Source organism: Burkholderia sp. AW49-1 (assembly GCF_053427845.1).
Genome location: NZ_JBSAXF010000003.1, coordinates 233646 through 255433 on the forward strand (window position 1 = coordinate 233646; position 21788 = coordinate 255433).

Genomic DNA, 21788 nt, shown 5'->3' on the forward strand with positions numbered 1-21788 from the left:
GGATTGCCACTGGCATCCGTTTCAGTCCCCGCGTGATCGGCAAGCCGTCAAAATGCCGCGCAGCAGATCGATCGGCGGCGGCGGACAGCCAGGAATGGTCACATCGACGGGCAGCACCGACGAAACGGGGCCGCACACGGCGTAGCTATCGGCAAAGATGCCGCCGGTGCACGCGCACTCGCCGGCTGCAACGACCAGCTTCGGCGCCGGCGTCGCCTCGTACGCGGCAAGCACGGCTGCCTTCATGTTCAGCGTGACGGGGCCGGTCACGAGCAGCAGGTCCGCATGGCGCGGGCTGGCGACGAATTTGATGCCGAGCCCTTCGATGTTGTAGTACGGGTTGTTCAGTGCGTGAATCTCCAGTTCGCAGCCGTTGCACGAACCCGCGTCGATTTGCCGGATGCACAACGCACGGCCGAGGAGATCGAGAATGTCCTGACGAATCTGCTGTGCCTCGTGTCGCCAGGCGGCTTCGGTGGTCGGCACGGGCTCGTCAGGAAATTCAGTGCGCGCGAATTGACGAATGAGTTGCCACATCAGAGATCGTGCCCCGCGTAGTTCAGGTTGAACGATTTATTGATCAGCGGGAAATCGGGAACGATGTTGCCGATGATCGCGTGCTCGAGCGCCGGCCAGTTCTGCCAGGACGGATCGTGGCAATGGCAGCGCGCGATGGCATCGCCCGATACCGTCTCGAGCGCGACGAACACGTCGCCGCGCCAGCCCTCGACCCAGCCGATTCCCTTGGATGGCAACGCCGCTGGCGTGACGCCGGTGGCGATCGGCCCTTCCGGAAGATTCGCCAGCAGTTCGCCGATCAGACGCAACGATTCGTCGATTTCGGCGAACCGCACGGCGACCCGTGCGGCGACATCGCCGCGCGGGTCGCTTGCCGCCTTGACGGCCAGGTCGCCGTAAGGGGCCGGCCGCAGGTTCGCGCGCAGGTCGAATGTCTGGCCGCTGGCGCGGGCGGCCATGCCGCGCACGCCGAAATGCGCGACGACGTCGGCGTTCAATCGGCCGGTGCCGACGAACCGGTCCTGCAGCCCGGACTGTTCTTCGTAGATCTTCCGCATCACCTGCACTTCGTGCGCGATGCGTTCGCACTGTTCGGTGAGCGCCGCCGCATCCTCGGGATAAATGTCGACGGCCAGCCCGCCCGGCACGATTCGATCCATCAGGTATCGATGCCCGAAGACGCCGTCGTTGGTTCGAATCCAGTTCTCCTTGAGCCGCGAAAACTGCGCGAGACCGAACGCGAATCCGGCATCGTTGCCGAGCGCGCCGAGGTCGCCGAGGTGATTGGCGATGCGCTCGCGCTCGAGCAGGAGGGCGCGCAGAACCAGCGCACGCGCCGGCACGGCCGTGCCGCACGCCTGCTCGAGCGCCATGCAATAGGCCCACGAGAACGCAACGGTCGAATCGCCGGCGATCCGGCCCGCAACGCGATGGCCGTCCGACGCGGCCGTCCGTTCGAACAGCCGTTCGACGCCGCGATGCACATAGCCGAGCCGCTCCTCGAGCCGCAGCACCTTCTCCCCGACGACCGAAAACCGGAAATGGCCCGGCTCGATGATGCCGGCGTGAATCGGCCCGACCGCGATTTCGTGCACGCCGTCGCCGGCAACCTGCACGAACGGATAATCCGCTTCGTTCGATTCGAACCGCTCGATTCCGGTCGCCCGCTTCTGCAGCGGAAAGTAGTCGCCGGGCCAGTTGCCGTGATTGAGCCACGGGCGCGTGTCGCGCGCATCGCGCTCGCGCAGGCCGGTCAGGTCGAAAATTGCGCGCTGCATGCGCGTCGCGGCGGGAAACACGCCCGCGAGATCTGGATAGTCGCCGTCGGCCCGCGGTTCCGGCCCGGTTGCGAGACGCACCCACAGGACGCCGTCGTCGCATTCGTAAGCCGCGTTGACCGAAAATACGCGCTCGGGCGTTTCGCCGCCCCACATCGCGACGAGCCGGCTTTGCTCCATCAGCGCGGCATGCGCGATGTCGAGCCATCTCGCTTCGTCGACGTCAATCACGATAGCCGGAACCTGGCCTGCCTCGTGCCCGAGGCGAGTCGAGCCGTCCGCCTGAATCAAGTCGAGTCGCATTGCTTATCCTGCCAGCATCGTTGCAGCCTGGCGATACCATATCGCCAGATAAGGCGGCACGTAGAGGCCCAGCATCAGGCCGAGCCCCAGATGCACGAACACCGGCAGCAGCGCCGGCCGGTGTTCGAGCGGCGTGGCCGTCGTCGTTTCGCCGAACACCATCCGCTGCACGCGCGCGAAGATCGCCGCGAACGCGACGGCGAGCCCGAGCAGCAGCAACGGCGCGGTCCAAGGGAGCGCGTTCATCGCCGTCGTCAGAATCAGGAATTCGCTCGCGAACACGCCGAACGGCGGCAGCCCGAGAATGGCAAGTGCGCCAAGCATCAATGCCCAGCCGACCGTCGGGCTGACCTGCAGCAGCCCGCGAATGCCGTCGATCGCCTGCGTGCCGGCCTTCTGCGCGGCATGACCGACCGCGAAGAAGATTGCCGACTTGACGAGGGAATGGACCGTCATGTGCAGCAACCCGGCGAACGTCGCGATCGGGCCGCCGAGCCCGAACGCGAACGTCATCAGGCCCATATGCTCGATCGACGAGTACGAGAACAGGCGCTTCACGTCCTTCTGCCGGAACAGCGAGAACGACGCGATCAGGACCGACACGAGCCCGAACCCGACCAGCAATCGCCCCGGCAGGCCGTTGCCGAGCGCGCCGTCGGCCAGCACCTTGCAGCGCAGCACCGCATACAGCGCGACGTTCAGCAGCAGGCCGGACAGCACCGCCGAAATCGGCGTCGGACCTTCGGCGTGCGCGTCCGGCAGCCAGCTATGCATCGGCACGAGGCCGACCTTGGTGCCATAGCCGACCAGCAGAAACACGAAGGCGATCGACACGATCGTCGGATCGAGCTGCGTCCTGATCGCGGCCAGGCTCGTCCACAACAATGCGTCGCCGTCGGTCAGTTGCCGGCTCGCGGCAAGATACAGCAGGATCGTGCCGAACAGCGCCTGGGCGATGCCGACGCCGCACAGGATGAAATATTTCCATGCGGCTTCGAGGCTCGCGGCGGTGCGGTAGACACTGACGAGCAACACGGTGGCGAGCGTTGCGGCTTCCATCGCGACCCACAGCACGCCGACGTTGTCGGTCAGCAGCGCGAGCAGCATCGCGAACATGAAGAGCTGATACATGCTGTGATAGAGCCGCATGCGCGCGGTGGTCATCCGGCCGCGGGCTTCCTCGATCTGCATGTAGGGCCGGGAAAACAGCGATGTCGTCCAGCCGACGAACGCCGTGAGCGCGACGAGATAGACGTTGAGCGGATCGACGAAAAACGCGCGTCCGAATGCGAACGACGGGCCGTGCTCGACGGTGCGCGCGGCAAGCACCACCGTTGCCGCGAACGTCAGGAAGCTGAAGCCGACGTTCAGATGGCGCGCGACCCGGCTCGGCCGCACGCAGGCAAGGGAGGCCGCTCCCGCGAGCGGCAGGCCGAGCACGGCGAGCACGACGTGGGCGTCATTCATCTTTGAGTTTCTCGAGGTGATGGATGTCCAGGCTGTCGAACTGCTCGCGAATCTGGAACATGAAGACGCCCAGGATCAGGATCCCGATCAGCACGTCGAGCCCGATACCGAGCTCGACGATCATCGGCATGCCGTTGGTCGCGGCCGCCGCCGCGAAGAACAACCCGTTTTCCATCGACAGAAAGCCGATCACCTGCGGAATGGCCTTCGCGCGCGTGATCATCGCCATGAAAGACAGCAGCACGCACGCGAGCGCAATGCCGAGCGTGCCGCGTGCGACCGATGTCGCGAGCTGGCTGATCGGCGCCGCGACATTGAACGCAATGATGACGAGCACGATGCCGATCAGCAGCGTGGTCGGGATATTGATGAGCGGCTCGACGTCGGTCTTGACGTCGAGCCTGCGAACGAGCCGATACAGGAACCACGGAATCACGCCGACCTTGAGCACGAGCGTCAGCCCGGCGGACACGTACAGGTGCACGTCGCCCGTGACGAAGCCGAGGATCAGGTTCGCCGACACGAGCGCGATACCCTGCAGCGTATAGAGATGGATCAGGGACAGGATCCTGCGCTGGCTCAGCATCGCGAACGACAGCATCAGCAGCACGGCCGCGAGGAAATTGACCAGTTGTGTCGCGTAGGCGTGCATTCATGCTCCCAGCAGCAGATGGACGAGCATGCCGATCACGGCCAGCAGGAAGGCGGTCGCGAGGAATTCCGGTACCCGGAAGATGCGCATCTTCGCGTTGGCCGTTTCGACCACGGCGAGCGTGAGGCCGCCTGCCGCCAGTTTGACGAAGAGCACCGGCACGGCCAGCAGCAGCGCAACCGGATCGCCCGCATTCGCGATGCCCCACGGTACGAACAACGCGAGGCCGATGCACGAATACGCGAACAGCTTGAGGCTTGCCGCCCACTCCATCAAGGCAAGGTGCCGTCCCGAATATTCGAGGATCAGCGCCTCGTGGATCATCGTGAGCTCGAGGTGAGTGGTCGGATTGTCGACCGGCAGCCGTGCATTTTCGGCCAGCGCGACCAGCGTGAACGCGATGCCGGCGAACGCCAGGCTCGGATAGATCGTGAGCTCGCCGCGGCCGAGTGTCGCGACGATGCTCGTCAGCAGCGTCGACTGCGTAATCAGCGAGGCGGACAGGAGCACCATCAGCAACGCCGGCTCCGCGAGGAAGCCGATCAGCATTTCGCGGCGGGCGCCGAGCGTGCCGAACGCCGTGCCGACGTCCATCGCCGCGAGCGACAGCGTGACGCGCGCGAGCGCAAACAGGCCGACGAGCGCGATTGCATCCGCGGCGGGCGACAGCGGCAACTCGGTCGACAGGGTTGGCACGATCGCGCACGCGAGCGTCATGGCGGCCCAGACGACATAGGGCGCACCGCGGAACACGGGGCTCGCGCCGTGCGCGACGACCGATTCCTTGTTGAACAGCTTGTGGAGCATCCGGTACGGTTGCCAGATGGACGGCGCACGCCGGTTCTGAAGCCAGGCGCGGCATTGGTTGACCCAACCCGTGAGCAATGGCGCGGCCGCGATCGCTATCACGATTTCGAGAGTCTGCGAGATGACGCCGGACAGGGTTACCATCGTCTCACCAGCATCAGGAGCACGATCAGCACGACGAAGCTGTATGTCAGGTAAACCGCGATCTTGCCCGTCTGCAGGCGGCCCGCCCAGTCGGCGATGCGTTGCGTCAGTGTCGCGATGCGCAAGTAGAGCGCGGACCAGGTGCGATCGGCCACGGACACCCGGTAGGCCGGCTGTGCGTCGAATGGCGACGGTAATTGCCGCTCGATGTGCAGCAGCGGTGCGAAGATTTCGCGGATCGGTTGGCCAAATCCTTCCGCCGTATCCTGCATTCGCGCGGTCGTGAACGGGAAGCCGCAGCCCCACGGCGCCGCGCGTCGCAGCCGGCCGTGATAGAAACGCCGCACCAGCACCCACGCGAGTCCGCAGCATGCGATGAAGAACAGCATGAAAGCCGCCGGCATGTAGCTCGCGCGAGCGGCCGACACGGGCGCGAACAGCAGCCAGCCGTGATTGTCCGCGCCGACGCCGGCGCCGACCAGCGTGTGCGTGACGCGATCCAGCAGCTTGACGAATTGCGCCGGCATCAGCCCGAGCAGCACGCTGGCGGTCGCGAACCAGCAGAACGCGAGCCGTTCCCACGTGTTCGCATCGCGGGCGCGGTTCAGCTTCGCTTCTCTCGGTTGCCCGAGGAACACGATGCCGAAGAACTTGACCATCGTGTAGCCGGCCAGCGCGGCCGACATGGCGATCAGCGCGGCGGCGATCGGCACGGTCATGGCGAGCACCGAATCCGGCAAGCCCGGCGCGAACAGGAAACTCTGCAGCAACAGCCATTCGGCCGCGAAACCGCTGAGCGGCGGCAAGCCCGCGCTCGCCGCGACGCCCGCGAGCACCGCCCATGCGGTCCAGGGCATGAAGCGAATCAGCCCGCCGAGCTTGCCGAGGTTGCGCTCGCCGGTGGCGTGGAGGACGGCGCCCGTGCCCAGGAACAGCAAGCTCTTGAATGCCGCGTGCGCGACGATCTGATAGAGCATCGCGGTCAGCGCGAGCGCGGACAGACTCGTCATCCCGTATGCGCGAAACAGCACGGCAAGACCGAGCGCGACGATCATCAGGCCGACGTTGTCGATCGACGAATAGGCGAGCAGACGCTTCATGTCGGTCTGGATGGTGCTGAACACCACGCCCAGCAGCGCGGTGCTGATGCCGAGCACGAGCAGCAGCACGCCCCACCAGGCGATCTGCACGTGCAACAGGTCGAACAGGGTGCGCAGCAGGCCATACAGACCGACTTTCAGCACGAATCCGCTGAGGAGCGCCGAGACGGGTGACGGTGCCGCGGGATGGGCTTCCGGCAGCCACACATGCAGCGGGAAGATGCCGGCCTTCGCACCGAATCCGACGAGCGCGAACAGGAAGGCGAGCGACGCGGAGAAGGTATCCAGCGACTGGGCGCGCAGGTTGGCGAAGGTGTAGTCGCCGGTGCGCGCCTGCAGAATGCCGAAGCAGAGCAGCAGCGCGAGCGCGCCGACGTGCGAGATCAGGAAATACAGATATCCCGCGCGGCGGATCTCGCCAATCCGGTGGTTGGTCATCACGAGGAACGTCGCGGACAGCGTCAGTGTCTCCCAGGCGACCATGAACACGTACGCGTCGTCGGCGATCAACACCAGTGCGATGCTTGCGACGCAGACGTGGTATTCGAAGCAGATCAACCCGGGCGCGGATCCTTCACCCTTGCGGAAATAGCCGGCTGAAAAAGCGCCGATTCCGGTGCTGACGAGGCCGAGCACGAACAGGAAATAGCCGGACAAGCGGTCGAGACGCAGATGAAAGGGCAGGCCGGGAAGCCCGATCGGCAGCACGGCGGTAGACGGTTCGGCAAAGATGCCGGCGAGGCCCGCGGCGGCGGCGAGCAGTCCGACCAACGCGCCGAGCGGAAAGAGGCCATGGGCCACCAGTCGCGTGCGACGCAGCGCCCCGAGCCCCAGCGTGCCGACCGCGAGCCACGCGGCCACGGCCAGCAGGACGAAGTGGACGACCGGCACGGGTGCCATCCGGAATGTCTCCAGTACGCTCGGGTTGGACGAGGTGGTTGGAATGGCCGCATCTCCCGCGACGTATTCCTGCCCGCATTATGACACCGAAAGACCAATCCGGATAACAAGGTATGATAATGTAGTTATCATCAAAGTCTCATCAATCCTCGGATGGAACGGGCGCCCGTGGCGGTTTGTCGCGGCGTTCCGGGTTCCGCCCAAGGCGTCGTTGTCCCGATCCGGGCGAATGAGGGAAGGTCCTATGCCAGCGCAGTACTTCCGAGGCCTGACGGGAAAACACCGTAGCGCGGCCGCGAACCGCCAGCTCGGGTTTTCGCTTGCCTTTGTTGCCGGAGCAACCAATGCCGGCGGTTTCCTCGCGGTCAAGCAATACACGTCCCACATGAGCGGGATCGTGTCGGCGATTGCGGATCAGACGGCGCTTGGCGACATCCGGCTCGTGCTGGCCGGAGTTGGTTCGCTCGCGTCGTTTCTGGTTGGCGCCGGCTGCTCGGCGGTGCTCGTCAACTGGGGGCGTCGCCGCGGCCTGCAGAGTCAGTATGTACTGCCGTTGCTGGTCGAAGCCGCGCTGCTGCTCCTGTTCGGGTTGCTCGGCAGCCATCTCGCGCTGTGGGAAGCGTTCTTCATGCCGGTCACGGTCATCTTGCTGTGTTTCATCATGGGGCTGCAAAACGCGATGATCACAAAGCTGTCGGGGGCGGAAATCCGCACGACACACATGACGGGCATCGTGACGGACCTCGGCATCGAACTCGGCAAACTCTTTTACTGGAATCGCTCGAATGCAGACGTGCACGCGCAGGCGGTGATCGCGAACCGCGCGAAGCTCAGGATTCACGGAACGATGCTGGCGTCGTTCTTCGTCGGGGGGCTGGCCGGCGCGATCGGCTTCAAGCATGTCGGCTACGTGTCGACCGTGCCGCTTGCCGCGGTGCTCGTCACGCTGGCGATCGTGCCCGTTGTCGACGACGTGCTTGAATATCTGTATCGGCTTGACCGAAGGTCGTGAGCCGGTCGCCGAACGGGATCAACGCGCGTGTGCCGGATGCTTTCCGGTGCCGGTGGCATGGGCGGGTGCATTATAATTCGATTAGCATATTCGCCGACTCTGTCCTGTAATGGAAACGAAAACCGCACGCTTGACCATCCTGATCGATCCCGCCAAGAAAGAAGCGTTCGACATGCTCTGCGCGGAGCAGGACCTGACGCCGTCGCAAGTCGTGCGGCAGTTGATTCGCGAGTATCTCGAGCAACACGGCGTGAGCTACAGGACGAAAAGCGCGCTCGGCAAGCGGGTGAAGCGAAGCGCGGGCTGAGTGCGCAAGCCGTCCAGACGTCGATTTCCCGGTGTGCATGCCCCTGCGCATGCCAGATCAACCGCTTTGGATCGAGGCGTTCTCCCTCCTTCATGCGCCGAGCGGTTGACGACAGCTTGAGTTCGCCGGCAAACGCGAACGACAGCGCACGTTCGAACAGAACTCGCCTCGATGGCAAACGAAGCAGCCCTTTCCACGCGAAAGCGACGTAATTTCTGTCGTCGTCGCAGCGGACAACCGCATACGAAGGGCCGAACACGCGGCCCAGGCGCTCGATGTGAGTGGGCAGGGACGGGGCGTCGTCAGCCAGATTGATCGCGAGCACGCCGGAATCGCTCAATCGCTCGCGACAGGCGGTAAAGAACGCGATATCCGCACACCGGCTCGGCATGCCTTCCGCGACGAACGCATCCAGCAGGATCACGTCGGTGTGGACATCCTCCCGTGTCACGTACTCCGCGCCATCAGCACGGATCACCTTGAATCGGGTGTCGTCTGCAGGAATCCTGAACACGTTGCGTAACGCGATGACTTCCGGATTGATTTCGACCGCGTCGATGGTCACGCCGGGCAGATGCCGATAACAGTACTTTGCCAAGGAGCCGCCGCCGAACTTGCGATCGCCTTCGTGATCGCCGAACCCTTCACGCGCAAGGCCTTGGTCGGCACGACCGAATCGCCGTCCGACAGCACGTTGTCGTCCTTATCCTTGACCACCAACTCGCCGATTCATCAGTGGATTCGGTGCCGGCTTCACGCTCGTTACGGCAGTCCACGTACACGGTCAGCGCGTAGTTCGGGTCTGTGTTCTCCGTCGCCTGCTGCGGGCGCGCCCAGCTCAACGCTGGATGTGCGCAGTATTATAATGTGATACACATTTGCTTATTGCTGTCTTATAATAGCATCTTGCCGCCGATCGCCGGCGTTGCGGGCAGATTCGCGGAGGTAGTCGACATGTTCGATCTGGATGGGATGCTACTGCTGCCCGATCGGCAGCCCGTATTCCTGCCGGAGGTCGCGGGAAGCCGGGGGCTTATCGTTGTGGGCGTCGGACGTGGTGGCGAGCGCGGCTTCCAGATGGTCCACCGCTTCCATGATGTGGCTGAACAGCTCGCGGCAGCCGGTATCCATCTGGTCTTCGTTTATCCGAGGGAATCGGCTCGGCATGTGATGGATCCGATCTCAGTGGCCAGTGCGCGGTTCCGGCACCACCCGCGTCTGCTTCTCGATGCAGATGGCTGCTGTTTTGCGCAGGGTGTGCCCGCTCGATCGCTCGATGCCGTATATCTGAGCAGCGAGATGGAGCGTCTCGCCGGATTCGAAATCGATGTGCGCAACGCGGCATGGGAAATCGAGTTCCAGGCGTTTCTGATGGCCTGTCAGGTCGCTCCGTCCCACTGAATACCAGGATCTGTCTTCCGGCACACGCGAGGAACATGGCAACCGTCGTCTATTTCGAAATGGGCCCCGCCTGGAGCCGGGGCGGTGCGAACTCCGTCCGCGATGTGCTCGTGGACACGGCGCGCCGTTTCGACAGCGACATCCTGTTGATCGCGAACGGGCGTCGCGGGAATGCAAAGGACCGCACGGCCGTTTCGTCCCTGCAGGTGCGCCGCGGCATGTCCGCGCAAGTTCTTGCAAGCGGTCCGGACGAGGAGGCGGCGCTTCGTGCGCTTTTGCTTGTACTGCAAGAGGGCTGACTCGCATGCCACTTGTCGATCTCATTTTCTGTATTTGCGAGCGACTTCCTTAGCCCGGGGGCGCCGCGAGCCGATCGTCGTGGAAACCGGACACCTTGTCTCGCGGGGCTTTGACGGCCTTGGCATGTCCTCCGTACGCATCGAGGTCGGCGTCATTAGCGACGGACATGCCTGAGCGCGTGTCCTGCCGCATTTGAACTCGAGACATGCAGCCCCCTTGACCATGATCAAATCTTTGGAAATGCCATGAGCGACAACGAAACTTCGACGGTTCAAACTATCTCGGCATCCGCGATCTGGGCGCTCGAGCGTCTTGCCGACATTCGTTATGGTCGCGATACGCCCGCGCTTGGCTGGTCCATTACCCGAGAGCTCATTGGCGCTGGATTCGTGCGCTATCCGACGAACGGTCGAGGAAGCGTTTCGATTACAGCAGCCGGGCAGACATTCCTGAAAAATCGGAAATAGTTCTTGTCGACGTCGCTCGGGAATCGCACGGTCGCGTTGATTCAAGCACCCAAGCGGAGTCGTTCATGTTGTGGGCGGTTGCGTCTGATATGGAAAGCACCAACGCGGCAGTGCACGGCTGCGGATTGCCGTCGCGCGCGAAGATGACGAAACGTGTCGCTGCGGACATGACAAAAGGCTGAACGTGCTTTCCTTCCTGCGGTCTCTTTTTGTTCGGCGCAAATTTCGCCGGCTGCCGGTGGTTCGTTTTCAATCCAGGCCGATCGATCTGGGCATCGACGGTGCCCTGCACTCGGGCTGGGAAGTCGCGATCCTGGAGGCGTCCGGCGGCACCGTCGGCGCGGCGACATACAGCCTGGCGCCTCGGACCGATCGAGTCTACGTTCATCGACTGGAAATTCTCGCGTCAGTGAGACGCCGCGGCTATGGTCTCGCCTTCCTGTCGTATTTGCATCGAACGTACCAGCTGCCGATTACCGCTATCGACGATCTGCCGGAACTCCGACCGTTCTGGCGCGCCGCGAGAGCCTTTCAATCCGGAACATTTCGGGTAACGGCCGGGCAATCTTCCGATGAGTTCCGCGAAGAGTTGCTTCAATGGCGGCATCGGCAGGCAGTCATGCTCGGATTGCGCCCCCCATCGAACAAATCATCGGATTCCTAGGCAAACTTGCATGCCGCCCCGCGCGCGAGCGTACTTGCTCGCCGGCCGTGCGCGACTAAGATTGTGTTCATCGAGGTCCGATTTTCTGGAGGGGCCATGGAACTGTTCGTCGAACGCGTTGACGTTTGGGCGGCCACCATCGAGGACAAGCCGGGCGGTCTTGCGCACATGTTGAACGCATTGCGGGATGCTGGCGCGGATTTGCAATTCGTTGTCGCCCGACGCACACCCGAAGCACCAGGCAAAGGGGTCGTGTTCGTCGCGCCGCTGCAGGGAGACAAGGAGATCCGTGCTGCCACGCAGGCGGGATTCAATGCCACCTCGGGCCTGCACTCCATCCGTGTGATGGGACTGGACCAAGCGGGGATCATCGCAGCGCTGGCCCAAAAACTGTCGGACGATGGGATCAATCTCCGCGGCGTATCCGCTGCCGTGCTCGGCTCGCAGTTCATTGCTTATCTCGCGCTCGACTCGCTCGCCGACGCCGAGCGGGCGATGGACGTTTTGCAAAGGGCTTGATTGGCCGTTGTCTCCCCGTGCTGTGCGTGCCTTCGCACCTCGTCGCGCCATGTGCGGCAAGGGCGGTGCGAGGGCAGGAGGGATTGAATGGCCCGACGGTAATCATTCACGGTCGAGTTGTTAAAGAAAATCGATGCGTTGTGATAAGAATACTTATCCCGATGATGTCAATGCGAATGAACTTCGCTGTTGAAATCGCCGTCTGGCATGTTCGGTCGGAAGCGGCGGCGCTGCGGTATTGAGGTGCGCAACGCACGGGCGTCGAAGTCCCGGAAGAGATCGAGCAGGATGCAGGGCGGACGCCAGCGCCCGCGCATCCCTGCTCAATCGCGCGTCGACCGAAGCGCGCGCCCCATTTCCGCGATCGGCATCGCCGCGATCGAATTCAGCAACCGCGTCTCCCCGGCATCCGGACGCGCGATTGCGCGCACTTCATCGAGCGTCTGCGCGACGTGGCGATCGAGCGGTTCGAGAAAGCGCCGCAGCTCGCTGGCCGCTGCCTTGTCCCTGAGCCCGATTGCCTGTCCGAATGCGATCAGCGCGTCCACATCGATATCGACGAACCGCGTCGCGGTGCCGAGCGGCATCGTCAGTTCGCAGTGCGGCCATTGATCGCCGCGATGGTCGGGCCGGTGCGTCGGCGTGTGATACACGACCGTGCTGACGATGTCGTAGAACGGCGCGAGGCGGTATCCGCGCGCGTCGACGAAGAACGACAGGTTCTTCAGGTGCGCGTCGGCATTGCCGACCACCACGTTGAATACCGTCCAGCGGAACACCGACAGGCGCGCCAGCGCGCGCGTGCTGGTGCGGTCGATCGCGCGGGCAAGCTCCTGCGCATTCGCGCGCTGGTACTTGAAGCCGCGGTCGTAGTTGAGCAGCTGCATTGCGTCGATCGTATGCACGCGCCCGGCCGGCGCCGACGCGACGTCGCGATCGAACCGGTCGATCACGTAGCACGCCGACGGCGCGCGCAGGAAGTGCACGTCGGGCACGTCGAGCCCCATCCTCTTCGCGAGCTTCATGCAAAAGAATTCGTTGATCGCCGAGTGCGGGTAGCCGGCCGCGCGCATGTCCGGCTTGAGCAGGTGCATCGACGGCTCGCTGCCGACAGGCTCGTACAGCGCGTAGTCGGGGGCGTTGCCGCGCAGCACCACCAGCAGCTTCTGCTGCGCGCCGGCCGCCGACATCCGCTTGGGTGCGGTGGCCGTCAGCGCGCGCTCGGGCATCGCCTGGATCCGGTGTTCGAGCTCGTCGAGCGGCAGCGGCTGCAGGCTGGCGGGCGCTTCCTGTTCGCCGTCGGCCAGCAGCGTCAGCGCGCCGGCCGATTCGCGTCCGAAGTACGCGAGCAGGCCCCACGCGTCGGCGGCATCGACCTTTGCCTCGCGCGCGAGCGACGTGCGCATGCCTTCCTCCGGCAGCAGGTTGTCGAAGAACCACTGGACCGGGCGATCGGTCGATGTGTCCGTGAAGGTGCCGGCGCGCAGCACGAACGCCGGCGACAGCGGATAGGCGGTCGGGGACGCGAGCCACTGCGGGTCGTATGCGAACGACCAGATGCCTTTGTCGTCGGTCAGCGTGCCCATGCGCTCGCCGTTGGCGGAGACGATAAGCGTTCTAGCCGCCATGGCTGCTCCTGCGGCGTTGCGCGGCCTTGAGCGCGGCGGCTTCCGAAATCTCGACCGACGACTCGGCGTACAGGCGCACGCCCAGCTCGCCGAGCAGCATCATGACCTTGCCGATTTGCGCGGTCGGCTTCCCCGCTTCCACCTGGCTGATGAATTTCGGCGACAGCCCGGTTGCGTTCGCGAGTTGGTCGCGCGTGAACCCCTGCTGGAGTCGCGCCGCGCGGATGAGGTGGGCGAGTGCGCCGATGGTGTCGACGGACTGGGGCTCCGACATGACGTTCTCCGTGCTTCGTATCTGATCGGGAACAGTATTGCACAACTGGTCGGCCCAGGCATCATTCCGTATCCGTACAGGAACGGAGATGCGGGAAACACGACTTGGGACATTACTTCGTACCCGTTCGGGAACCGAAGTCCGTCGAACTGCATAACGAAATCGTTTTCGTATCCGGTCGAATACGAAAACGAGGGCGCGGCGTTGCGCCGATCGCCTGCGCCGGCGACCGGGCCCGGTCGCCGAGTGGGCATGGAACCGGCGATGATCCGCCGGAGGTGGGACGGTCAGTGGGCCAAGGTCGTCGTCGGCCCGCGCGGCGCGCGTCCGACGTCGCGCAAACGGACCGGGCCCGAATCTTGCGCTCCGCAAGCGCCGTCCGCGGCCGCTACGCGACGCGTCACGCATGACGGATCTGGTTGGAGGCGCGCATGGAGCCGATGCCGGTCGTACTTCAGTGGGATGCGGTCCTCGTCAGGATCGCCCTCGCGCTGGTCGCGGGCGGGCTGATCGGCCTCGATCGCAGCGAATCCGGCAAGACGGCCGGGCTGCGCACGACGATCCTCGTGTGCCTCGCCGCGTGTCTGTCGATGCTTCAGGTCAATGCGCTGCTTCTGCAGGCCGGCAAGCCGCAGGGCGCGTTCTCGGTGCTCGACCTGATGCGCCTGCCGCTCGGCATTCTGACCGGGATGGGCTTCATCGGCGGCGGCGCGATCCTGCATCGCGACGGCCTCGTATCCGGCGTGACCACGGCCGCGACGCTGTGGTTCGTGACCGTTGTCGGCCTGTGCATCGGCGGTGGCCAGTTGTCGCTCGGCGCGCTCGGGCTCGTGCTCGGACTCGTGGTCGTGTGGCCGTTGCGGCTGGTCGAGCAGCGCGTGCGGAGCGTCAGGACAGCACTGCTCACGGTCGAATACGAACTCGGCTCGCCGGCGCGCGACCGCCTGACGACCGGGCTGCGCGACGCAGGCTTCGCGTGCCGCACGCGCGGTTTTCGCGAAACGGCCGCGCATGCGGTGCGCGAGGAGGATCTGTTCGTAACGTGGCGGGAACCGGTCACGGGCGATGCGATGTTGCCTCAACTGAGCCGGATCGCCGAATTGGCTGGCCTCACTTCGATCCGCTGTTCCGCTGAGAACTGAGCCGCACGGTGCTTCCTGAGCGTCGGCCGGTCGCGTGCCAGGAGATGCCCGTGCCCCGTTCAGCGTCCGGCTTCCGCCCCGGCGCCGTCGGGCGAATCGCCGTTCGTTCCGGGCGGGCTCATCGCGAGATGAAGCGCGGCCGGGTCGACCGGTTTCACGAAATGCTGCAGAAACCCGGTCGCGAGACAGCGTTCGCGATCCGCGTGGCGGCCATAGCCGGTCAGTGCGAGAAAGATGCACGGCGTGACTTCATTGATCGCCTTCAGCCGCCTCAGCAGCTCATAGCCGTCCATCACCGGCAGCCCGATGTCGAGGATCGCGACGTCGGGACGGTAAGCGCGGTACGCGGCCAGCGCGGTCACCGGGTCATGCACGACGGCGACTTCGTGACCGGCCTCGCGCAGCCATTGCGCGAGCGTCGACGCGGCATCCTCGTTGTCGTCGACCAGCATCACGCGCCGGCCGGTGCGGCCCGGCGCCATGTCGCGAATGCCGAGCGGCGGTTGCGGCGCGGCAATCGCCACGGCTTTCGGCTGATACTCGGGCAACGAGATCGTAAACGTGCTGCCGCAGCCGGGGCCGGCGCTGTCGGCGCGCACCGTGCCGCCGTGCAGGGTCACGAGACTGCGCACGAGCGCGAGGCCGATACCGAGGCCGCCGTGCGCCTGCTTCGCGTCGCCGTCGAGCCGGTAGAACGGCTCGAAGATGCTGTCGAGGCGGTCGCGCGGAATGCCGGCGCCGTTGTCGCATACCTCGACGAGCGCGGTGCCGTCTGAACCGTGGGCCGCGCGCACCGTGATGTCGCCGCCCGGCAGCGTGTATTTCGCCGCGTTGGTCAGCAGGTTCGCGACGACCTGCGACAGCCGCACCGGGTCGGCGTGGCAGCGTGCGTCCGGATCGGCGTCGACATGCAGCCGGTGACGGCGCTGCTCGAGCAGCGGGCTCGCGACCTCGACCGCACGGTCGACGATGTCCGCGAGCTGCACGACTTCCTTCTTCAGCGTGATCTTGCCGCGCGTGATGCGCGACACGTCGAGCAGGTCGTCGATCAGCCGGACCATGTGATCGAGCTGCCGCTGGATGATCGCGATTTCGTTCGGCGTCGCGTGGCCATCGCGGTTTCGGATCAGCTCCAGCGCGAGCGAGATCGGCGTCAGCGGATTGCGCAGCTCGTGGCCGAGCACCGCGAGAAACTGGTCCTTCGCCTGATTAGCGTCGCGCAGTTCACCGAGCAGCCGGTCGCGCTCGGCATTCGCGGCGACGAGCTTCTCGCGCGCGGCGACGTGCTCGGTCACCTCGACCGCGCTGACGATCACGCCGAGCCCGTCCGCGAGCGGCTGCGGGTTGAAATGCAGCCGGTACACGCGGGCGCCGTCCGGCTCGGGACGGTCGCGGTGCTCGCCGATCGTCGTCGAGCGGCCCAGCGCGCGCGCGGTTTCGAGCGCGCGCACGATCGCTGGCGTATCGCCGCCGGGCAGCACCGCCGTCAACGGCTGGTCGACGATGTCGGTCCGGCCGCACAGCGCCGAAAAGCGGTGATTCGCGAGCACGATCCGGTGTGCTGCGCCCGCCAGCAGCGCGATCGGCAACGGTGCGTGCATCAGGACGCCGTTGCGTTGCTGTTCGGCGTCTTCGCGACGGCGGATCTCGTCGCTCAGCGCGCGCGAGCGCTGCTGCGACAGCGCCAGCGTCAGGTGCAGCTCGTTTTCGTCGTTGCGCAGCGATGCGGCTGGCAGGATGCGGCGATGCAGCGCGCATACGTGGCGGAACGTCTCCGACTGCTCGGTACTTGGAAACACGTCGCCCGGATAGCCGCAGTAAAGCGAGAAGCGGTATCGCTCGATCAGCTCGTCCCATAGCGCTTCGAGCTGTAGTGCACCGGCGTATCGTTCCTGCGCGCACAGCAACGCAACCATTTCGCCGAACACATGCACGGGGCGGCCGGCGCGGACCGCCGCTTCGACGATCGTGCCGATCGAGCGGCGAAAGCGCGCGGGGTCGGGGAGGTCGCCGTCCATGAAGCTGTCGAGCAGCGTCTGCGCGCTCGACATGAAGATGCGCTCGCGGGCCGCGTCGCCGATCGACGCATCGAGCGTGCGCAGGCGTTCGTGCACCGCCGCGAGGCAGTCGGGTCGCGCGATCACGATCGCGCTGCCGCCAGCGCGCAGCGCATCCGCCGCGAACAGTGCGATTTCCGACACGAGCTGTGTATCGGACTCGTAGAACTGGACGAAGTGATCGGCGCGCATCGGTGCCGAATCCAGCAGGGGAGACGCAGTTTTCATAGCTCACGACCAGGCAATGCCGTTGGCGGCCGGCGCTTCCGTGCCGCGGCCATATCCGGGCCGACGCGAGCAAGCCGCGTGCCGCGCGCGCCGCCACGCCCGACGGGCGTGCGGCATGAGCCCCGCACGCGCGGCCGGTGCCGGGTGACGCTGCGTTTGTAAATTCTGCCGCGGATTGCAAGACGGATGCGCGATCAGGGTGGCCCGGTAGACGGCCCGCGCCGAGTCGGTGTCGTCGCCTGTGAGAGACAAGATCAGAGGAACCGGCGGCGCGTCGGGCGGCGCTGCGCAGTCCCGGTGCCGGCTCGGGGCGCCGTGCACGATACCCGACGGCCGCATGCTCAGAACTTTACGCGCAGCCCGCTGACGCGCGCGAACCGGGTCACGGAGCGACGATGCGTTTATGCATCGGGGCGCCGTGCGGCGCGAGGCCGATGCGTTACGAGCGAAAGCCTGTCATCAGGAAAACGTCGTCGCGACCATGATGCCGAACACCAGGCCGAGCGCGATGCCGGTCAGCCGGCCGTAGATGGATGCGCGCACATTGTCGTCCAGTTCGAAAGGCGAGCGCTTGTGCTTCCATACCGTGCTGAATGCCACCGGCCGGGTCAGCAGCACGGTGCTGGCGATCAACGCCGGCGTCGCGACGAGCATCGCGATGCGCGGCCCGTTCCAGTCAACGCCATGCATCATCAGCGAAACGAGCACGGCGAGCGGCACCTCGACGCACAGGCCGAGCAGCGATCCGCCGACGAAGGCGTCTCCCGGTGATTGAAACATGATCGTCCGTCCGAATGAAAGCCGTGCACGTTTGCGAGCGGTTGAAAAGGCCGACCACGGTCCTCGTCGGAGGACATGGTCGATCGCGTGGCCGGATGTTAGGGCAAATTGGCGACCGGTTGTCGGCTATTCAAGCTATTTGACAAATGTTCGGCGGAAACCGGGTATCGTGCGCGGAACGGGACGATCGCGCCGTGGTATCCGTCGGACAGGATGTTCCGGCGGACGGAGCCGGGCCGATGGGACGATGTGATCGAGCGGTTGGCGCGCGCACCTGAAACCAACGAGGGGACTGCAACATGCTTGAACAGCTGACCAACCACCCGGCGATGATCGCCTGCAAGGTGTGCGGCGCCGACGCGGACATCTGCGGCGTGGTCGATTTCTCGCGTTGCGGCGCGGACATGATTGCCGGAAAAAAGTCGATCCGTTCGTCGGCGTGCCGATCTACTACTACGCGTGCAGGCAGTGCGGCTTCACGTGCACGCCGGCCTTCGACCACTGGTCGCACGACGATTTTGCGCGTCACGTGTACAACGACGACTACGCGCGCCACGATCCGGAGTATCTCGAGCATCGTCCGCAGCAGCACGCCGACCTGATCTGCACGAGCTTTCCGTCGATGCGGGAGAACCGCATTCTCGATTTCGGCTCGGGGTTCGGGCTGCTGGAAAAGAAGCTGTCCGCGCGCGGGTTCGCGGATGTGACCTCGTACGATCCGTTCAGCCATCCCGTCGCGCCGCAGGGGCAGTTCGAAGCGATTCTGTCGTTCGAAGTCTTCGAGCATCATCCGGATCCTCGAAGCCTGTTCGCCGACGTCATCCGGTACAGGGCGCCTGCCGGCGCACTGCTGTTTCAGACATCCCTGATCACGCCGGAGATCCTTGCGCGGGGGATCGAACAATGGTGGTATTGCGTGCCACGCAACGGGCATATTTCGTTCTATACGAGCCAGGCGCTGACGCAGCTGGCGACCCAGCATGGGCTCGAGTTCGGCTCGTTCAGCCCGGAATTGCACGTGGTTTTCGATCGTGCGGCGGCGCCGGGATGGCTTTCGAAGTTCTTTCAGTGAAACGGGGAACTCAGTCACGCGCGACATCGGCTGCCAGGTGGCCGTGACGCCATCGTTCAGGAAGCGGTCCATCATCCCCAGCCGGATATCCGCACCGGCGCGCCTGACCCCGCAGGCGTGAGACCGACCTCGTTTGCGGCTTTCAGCATCAATGCCGCCCAGCCACGGAGATGAAGCCACGCGCGACGCAGCACCGTTCGCGCGTCGGCCGCCGTTCTTGATTCAGGTCACGAGAGATGCCGGGGCGTCGGGCCACGATGAGCGTGTTCTGCAGACGGCGCCGGCCAATGCCGGATCGCGCCTGTCGCTCGCGGCTCGGCCGCGACCATCGGAGGGCTCGTCATGGATCACGGGAAAGCACACGTCGTCTGGTTCGACGACCTGCGGCGCGGCGACGTGGCGCGCGTCGGCGGCAAGAATGCGTCATTGGGCGAATTGATCGGCAACCTGTCCGCACAGGGCGTGAGCGTGCCGCCGGGGTTTGCGTCGACCGCGGATGCGTACTGGCGATTCATCGATGCGAATGGATTGAGGCAAACCATCGGCAGCACGCTCGAGGCGCTCGGCGCACGCAAGATGGCGCTCGCCGAGGCCGGTGCGTCGATCCGGCAGGCGATTCTCCACGGAGACTGGCCCGACGACGTCGCCGACGCGATCCGCGACGCGTATCGGCAACTGTGCCGGCAGGCCGGCGCTGACGACGTCGATGTCGCCGTGCGATCGAGCGCGACCGCCGAGGATCTTCCCGACGCGAGCTTCGCGGGCCAGCAGGAAACCTACCTGAACGTGCGCGGCGAACATGCGCTGCTCGCGGCATGCCGCCGGTGCTATGCGTCGCTGTTCACCGACCGCGCGATCGTCTACCGGGAAGAAAAGGGCTTCGATCACCTGCGCGTCGCGCTGTCGATCGGCGTGCAGCGGATGGTGCGTTCGGACCTGGGCGCGGCCGGCGTGATGTTCTCGCTCGACACGGAAACGGGATTCGACAAGGTGGTGCTGATCAGCGCGGCGTGGGGGCTTGGCGAGAATGTCGTGCAGGGCACCGTGGACCCCGACGAATACGAGGTGTTCAAGCCATTGCTCGGCGATCCGGCGTGCACGCCCGTCATCGGCAAGACGCTCGGCAGCAAGGCATGCAAGCTGATCTATGCGCGCGACGAGACCGCACCGACCCGCAACGTGCCGACTTCGAAAGCCGAGCGCGCCACCTTCGTGCTGGCGGACCGCGACATCCTGGCGCTTGCGAAGTGGGCCTGCGCGATCGAGGCGCACTATGGGCAGCCGATGGATATCGAGTGGGCAAAGGACGGCGTAAGCGGCGAACTGTTCGTCGTGCAGGCACGTCCCGAAACGGTGCAGTCCCGGCGCGAAGCCAGCGCCATCAAGACCTATCGCCTTGGTCAGACCGGCCGCAAGCTGCTCACCGGCGTCAGTGTCGGCGAGGCGATCGCGGCCGGCAGCGTGTGCGTGATCGACAGTCCGCACGACATGGGTCGGTTCGTCGACGGCGCGGTACTGGTGACGCACACGACCGATCCCGACTGGCTGCCCGTGATGCGCCGCGCCGCGGCGATCGTCACCGATCATGGCGGCCGCACGTCGCATGCAGCGATCGTGAGCCGCGAGCTGGGATTGCCGGCCATCGTCGGCACCGGTAACGCGACCCGCATGCTGCACGATCAGCAGGAAGTGACGGTATCGTGCGCGGAAGGCGAGGCCGGCTTCGTGTACGAAGGCATCGCGCAATATCACGTGGAGGCGATCGATCTGACCGATCTGCCGGCCACCCGTACGCAGGTCATGTTGAACCTCGCTAATCCGGCCGCGGCGTTCAGGTGGTGGCGACTGCCCGTCGACGGAATCGGGCTCGCGCGCATGGAGTTCGTGATCAGCAACCATATCAAGGTCCATCCGATGGCGCTGGCCCACTACGATGCGCTGACGGACGCGCAGGCGAAGCGCGAGATCGCTGCGCTGACGTCGGGGTACGACGACCCGTCGAACTATTTCGTCGACCGGCTGGCGCACGGCCTCGCGCGTATCGCGGCGGTCTGCCATCCCGCGCCGGTGATCGTGCGCATGAGCGACTTCAAGACGAACGAGTACGCGCATCTGGTCGGCGGCGCGCAGTTCGAACCGCGGGAAGAAAATCCGATGCTCGGATTTCGCGGCGCGTCGCGCTACTATTCGCCGCGCTACCGTGACGGATTCGCGCTCGAATGCCGGGCGATCGCGCGGCTGCGAAACGACATGGGATTCAGGAACGTGATCGTGATGATCCCGTTCTGCCGGACGCTCGACGAGGCGGACCGCGTGCTCGAGGTTCTGGCCGCCAACGGCCTGACGCGCGGCGAAGGCGGATTGCAGATCTACGTGATGTGCGAGATCCCGTCGAACGTCATCCTGGCGAGCCAGTTCGCGCAGCGCTTCGACGGCTTCTCGATCGGAAGCAACGATCTGACTCAACTGACGCTCGGCGTCGACCGCGATTCGGCGGAACTGGCCGGGCTCTTCGACGAACAGAACGAAGCCGTGAAATGGATGATTGCCCGCGTGATCGAGTCCGCCCGCAACGCGGGGGCGAAGGTCGGCCTGTGCGGCCAGGCGCCGAGCGATCATCCTCCATTCGCCGATTTTCTGGTGGCGTGCGGCATCGACTCGGTTTCCGTCAGCCCCGACAGCTTCATCGCGGTCAAGCGGCGCGTGGCCGCCGCGGAAAACGCTGCGCCCGGCGAGCGTGCGTCACCGGAATGAGCCGCCGCATGCGC

Annotated in this window: 21 protein-coding genes and 1 pseudogene; 10 read left to right on the forward strand and 12 right to left on the reverse strand. The window is 65.2% G+C overall.

The features are described 5' to 3' along the window. Positions 1–21 precede the first annotated feature (21 nt). From ACV22W_RS07715 to hyfB, 6 genes are read right to left on the reverse strand one after another with little or no spacing between them, the layout of a single operon-like run. On the reverse strand, positions 22–537 hold the full coding sequence (locus tag ACV22W_RS07715; protein ID WP_448018634.1) for an NADH-quinone oxidoreductase subunit B family protein: 516 nt from the start codon (positions 535–537) through the stop codon (positions 22–24). Then, positions 537–2099 (reverse strand): hydrogenase large subunit, encoded by a 1563-nt coding sequence (locus tag ACV22W_RS07720; RefSeq protein ID WP_448018635.1) that lies wholly within the window; start codon positions 2097–2099, stop codon positions 537–539. The genes ACV22W_RS07715 and ACV22W_RS07720 overlap by 1 nt, the downstream gene beginning before the upstream one ends. Positions 2100–2102: 3 nt before the next feature. Continuing rightward, complete coding sequence (locus tag ACV22W_RS07725) at positions 2103–3566, reverse strand: hydrogenase 4 subunit F (protein WP_448018636.1); 1464 nt, start codon at positions 3564–3566, stop codon at positions 2103–2105. Continuing rightward, positions 3559–4218: a formate hydrogenlyase gene (locus ACV22W_RS07730; RefSeq protein ID WP_448018637.1), complete on the reverse strand. Its 660-nt coding sequence runs from the start codon at positions 4216–4218 to the stop codon at positions 3559–3561. Before ACV22W_RS07730 ends, ACV22W_RS07725 begins: the two co-directional genes overlap by 8 nt. Further along, positions 4219–5169: a respiratory chain complex I subunit 1 family protein gene (locus ACV22W_RS07735; RefSeq protein WP_448018638.1), complete on the reverse strand. Its 951-nt coding sequence runs from the start codon at positions 5167–5169 to the stop codon at positions 4219–4221. It abuts the gene before it with no gap. Continuing rightward, positions 5163–7169: a hydrogenase 4 subunit B gene (hyfB, locus tag ACV22W_RS07740; protein WP_448018639.1), complete on the reverse strand. Its 2007-nt coding sequence runs from the start codon at positions 7167–7169 to the stop codon at positions 5163–5165. The genes ACV22W_RS07735 and hyfB overlap by 7 nt, the downstream gene beginning before the upstream one ends. 244 nt (positions 7170–7413) lie before the next feature. On the opposite strand from hyfB, the gene ACV22W_RS07745 reads away from it, so the two are divergent. Further along, entirely contained in the window at positions 7414–8181 is a 768-nt protein-coding gene (locus ACV22W_RS07745; protein WP_175909057.1) for a YoaK family protein, read from the forward strand. Between the two features lie 109 nt (positions 8182–8290). Then, on the forward strand, positions 8291–8488 hold the full coding sequence (locus ACV22W_RS07750; RefSeq protein ID WP_069228003.1) for a ribbon-helix-helix protein, CopG family: 198 nt from the start codon (positions 8291–8293) through the stop codon (positions 8486–8488). Between the two features lie 22 nt (positions 8489–8510). Here ACV22W_RS07750 and ACV22W_RS07755 read toward each other — a convergent pair. Next, positions 8511–9098: pseudogene (locus ACV22W_RS07755) on the reverse strand (spermidine synthase); the annotation flags it as partial. Next, positions 9050–9205, reverse strand: coding sequence for a PhnA domain-containing protein (locus tag ACV22W_RS07760; RefSeq protein WP_448018640.1), 156 nt, complete (start codon positions 9203–9205; stop codon positions 9050–9052). The pseudogene ACV22W_RS07755 and the gene ACV22W_RS07760, both read right to left, overlap by 49 nt. A 237-nt stretch (positions 9206–9442) precedes the next feature. Between ACV22W_RS07760 and ACV22W_RS07765 the strand changes: the two genes are divergently transcribed. The 5 genes from ACV22W_RS07765 to ACV22W_RS07785 all read left to right on the forward strand — a co-directional run bounded on the left by ACV22W_RS07765 (position 9443) and on the right by ACV22W_RS07785 (position 11839). Beyond that, complete coding sequence (locus ACV22W_RS07765) at positions 9443–9889, forward strand: hypothetical protein (RefSeq protein ID WP_448018641.1); 447 nt, start codon at positions 9443–9445, stop codon at positions 9887–9889. Positions 9890–9924: 35 nt separating this feature from the next. Further along, the gene (locus ACV22W_RS07770) at positions 9925–10188 is read left to right on the forward strand and encodes an HPr family phosphocarrier protein (protein WP_448018642.1); all 264 of its coding nucleotides are present in this window, start codon (positions 9925–9927) and stop codon (positions 10186–10188) included. Positions 10189–10434: 246 nt separating this feature from the next. Continuing rightward, on the forward strand, positions 10435–10656 hold the full coding sequence (locus ACV22W_RS07775) for a hypothetical protein (RefSeq protein WP_082721967.1): 222 nt from the start codon (positions 10435–10437) through the stop codon (positions 10654–10656). A gap of 184 nt (positions 10657–10840) precedes the next feature. Continuing rightward, entirely contained in the window at positions 10841–11320 is a 480-nt protein-coding gene (locus tag ACV22W_RS07780; protein ID WP_448018643.1) for a hypothetical protein, read from the forward strand. Positions 11321–11416: 96 nt separating this feature from the next. Next, positions 11417–11839, forward strand: a complete 423-nt coding sequence (locus ACV22W_RS07785) for an amino acid-binding protein (protein WP_448018644.1) — start codon at positions 11417–11419, stop codon at positions 11837–11839. A 323-nt stretch (positions 11840–12162) separates the two neighbouring features. Here ACV22W_RS07785 and ACV22W_RS07790 read toward each other — a convergent pair whose 3' ends face one another. Further along, positions 12163–13467 carry a HipA domain-containing protein gene (locus tag ACV22W_RS07790; protein WP_448018645.1) on the reverse strand — a complete coding sequence of 435 codons (1305 nt, stop codon included), beginning with the start codon at positions 13465–13467 and terminating at the stop codon, positions 12163–12165. Further along, entirely contained in the window at positions 13457–13741 is a 285-nt protein-coding gene (locus tag ACV22W_RS07795) for a helix-turn-helix domain-containing protein (protein ID WP_448018646.1), read from the reverse strand. Before ACV22W_RS07795 ends, ACV22W_RS07790 begins: the two co-directional genes overlap by 11 nt. 431 nt (positions 13742–14172) lie before the next feature. Between ACV22W_RS07795 and ACV22W_RS07800 the strand changes: the two genes are divergently transcribed. Next, positions 14173–14883, forward strand: a complete 711-nt coding sequence (locus ACV22W_RS07800) for an MgtC/SapB family protein (RefSeq protein WP_448018647.1) — start codon at positions 14173–14175, stop codon at positions 14881–14883. Between the two features lie 59 nt (positions 14884–14942). On the opposite strand, the gene ACV22W_RS07805 is transcribed toward ACV22W_RS07800, so the two are convergent. Then, positions 14943–17132, reverse strand: coding sequence for an ATP-binding protein (locus ACV22W_RS07805; protein ID WP_448018648.1), 2190 nt, complete (start codon positions 17130–17132; stop codon positions 14943–14945). A gap of 495 nt (positions 17133–17627) precedes the next feature. Continuing rightward, complete coding sequence (locus ACV22W_RS07810; protein WP_448018649.1) at positions 17628–17948, reverse strand: hypothetical protein; 321 nt, start codon at positions 17946–17948, stop codon at positions 17628–17630. Positions 17949–18339: 391 nt separating this feature from the next. Between ACV22W_RS07810 and ACV22W_RS07815 the strand changes: the two genes are divergently transcribed. Beyond that, positions 18340–19020 (forward strand): class I SAM-dependent methyltransferase, encoded by a 681-nt coding sequence (locus ACV22W_RS07815; RefSeq protein ID WP_448018650.1) that lies wholly within the window; start codon positions 18340–18342, stop codon positions 19018–19020. Positions 19021–19362: 342 nt separating this feature from the next. Beyond that, a complete protein-coding gene (gene ppsA / locus ACV22W_RS07820) occupies positions 19363–21774 on the forward strand; it encodes a phosphoenolpyruvate synthase (RefSeq protein WP_448018651.1) in 2412 nt (803 codons plus the stop codon). Positions 21775–21788 lie beyond the last annotated feature (14 nt).

Excerpts from the sequence above, each read along its gene's own strand:
- ACV22W_RS07805 (WP_448018648.1), bottom strand. The coding sequence starts at position 17,132 with ATGCGCGCCGATCACTTCGTCCAGTTCTACGAGTCCGATACACAGCTC.
- ACV22W_RS07765 (WP_448018641.1), top strand. The coding sequence starts at position 9,443 with ATGTTCGATCTGGATGGGATGCTACTGCTGCCCGATCGGCAGCCCGTA.
- ACV22W_RS07790 (WP_448018645.1), bottom strand. The coding sequence starts at position 13,467 with ATGGCGGCTAGAACGCTTATCGTCTCCGCCAACGGCGAGCGCATGGGC.
- hyfB (WP_448018639.1), bottom strand. The coding sequence starts at position 7,169 with ATGGCACCCGTGCCGGTCGTCCACTTCGTCCTGCTGGCCGTGGCCGCG.
- ACV22W_RS07810 (WP_448018649.1), bottom strand. The coding sequence starts at position 17,948 with ATGTTTCAATCACCGGGAGACGCCTTCGTCGGCGGATCGCTGCTCGGC.
- ACV22W_RS07725 (WP_448018636.1), bottom strand. The coding sequence starts at position 3,566 with ATGAATGACGCCCACGTCGTGCTCGCCGTGCTCGGCCTGCCGCTCGCG.
- ppsA (WP_448018651.1), top strand. The coding sequence starts at position 19,363 with ATGGATCACGGGAAAGCACACGTCGTCTGGTTCGACGACCTGCGGCGC.
- ACV22W_RS07735 (WP_448018638.1), bottom strand. The coding sequence starts at position 5,169 with ATGGTAACCCTGTCCGGCGTCATCTCGCAGACTCTCGAAATCGTGATA.
- ACV22W_RS07715 (WP_448018634.1), bottom strand. The coding sequence starts at position 537 with ATGTGGCAACTCATTCGTCAATTCGCGCGCACTGAATTTCCTGACGAG.
- ACV22W_RS07800 (WP_448018647.1), top strand. The coding sequence starts at position 14,173 with ATGGAGCCGATGCCGGTCGTACTTCAGTGGGATGCGGTCCTCGTCAGG.
- ACV22W_RS07785 (WP_448018644.1), top strand. The coding sequence starts at position 11,417 with ATGGAACTGTTCGTCGAACGCGTTGACGTTTGGGCGGCCACCATCGAG.
- ACV22W_RS07750 (WP_069228003.1), top strand. The coding sequence starts at position 8,291 with ATGGAAACGAAAACCGCACGCTTGACCATCCTGATCGATCCCGCCAAG.
- ACV22W_RS07770 (WP_448018642.1), top strand. The coding sequence starts at position 9,925 with ATGGCAACCGTCGTCTATTTCGAAATGGGCCCCGCCTGGAGCCGGGGC.
- ACV22W_RS07795 (WP_448018646.1), bottom strand. The coding sequence starts at position 13,741 with ATGTCGGAGCCCCAGTCCGTCGACACCATCGGCGCACTCGCCCACCTC.
- ACV22W_RS07730 (WP_448018637.1), bottom strand. The coding sequence starts at position 4,218 with ATGCACGCCTACGCGACACAACTGGTCAATTTCCTCGCGGCCGTGCTG.
- ACV22W_RS07720 (WP_448018635.1), bottom strand. The coding sequence starts at position 2,099 with ATGCGACTCGACTTGATTCAGGCGGACGGCTCGACTCGCCTCGGGCAC.
- ACV22W_RS07775 (WP_082721967.1), top strand. The coding sequence starts at position 10,435 with ATGAGCGACAACGAAACTTCGACGGTTCAAACTATCTCGGCATCCGCG.
- ACV22W_RS07745 (WP_175909057.1), top strand. The coding sequence starts at position 7,414 with ATGCCAGCGCAGTACTTCCGAGGCCTGACGGGAAAACACCGTAGCGCG.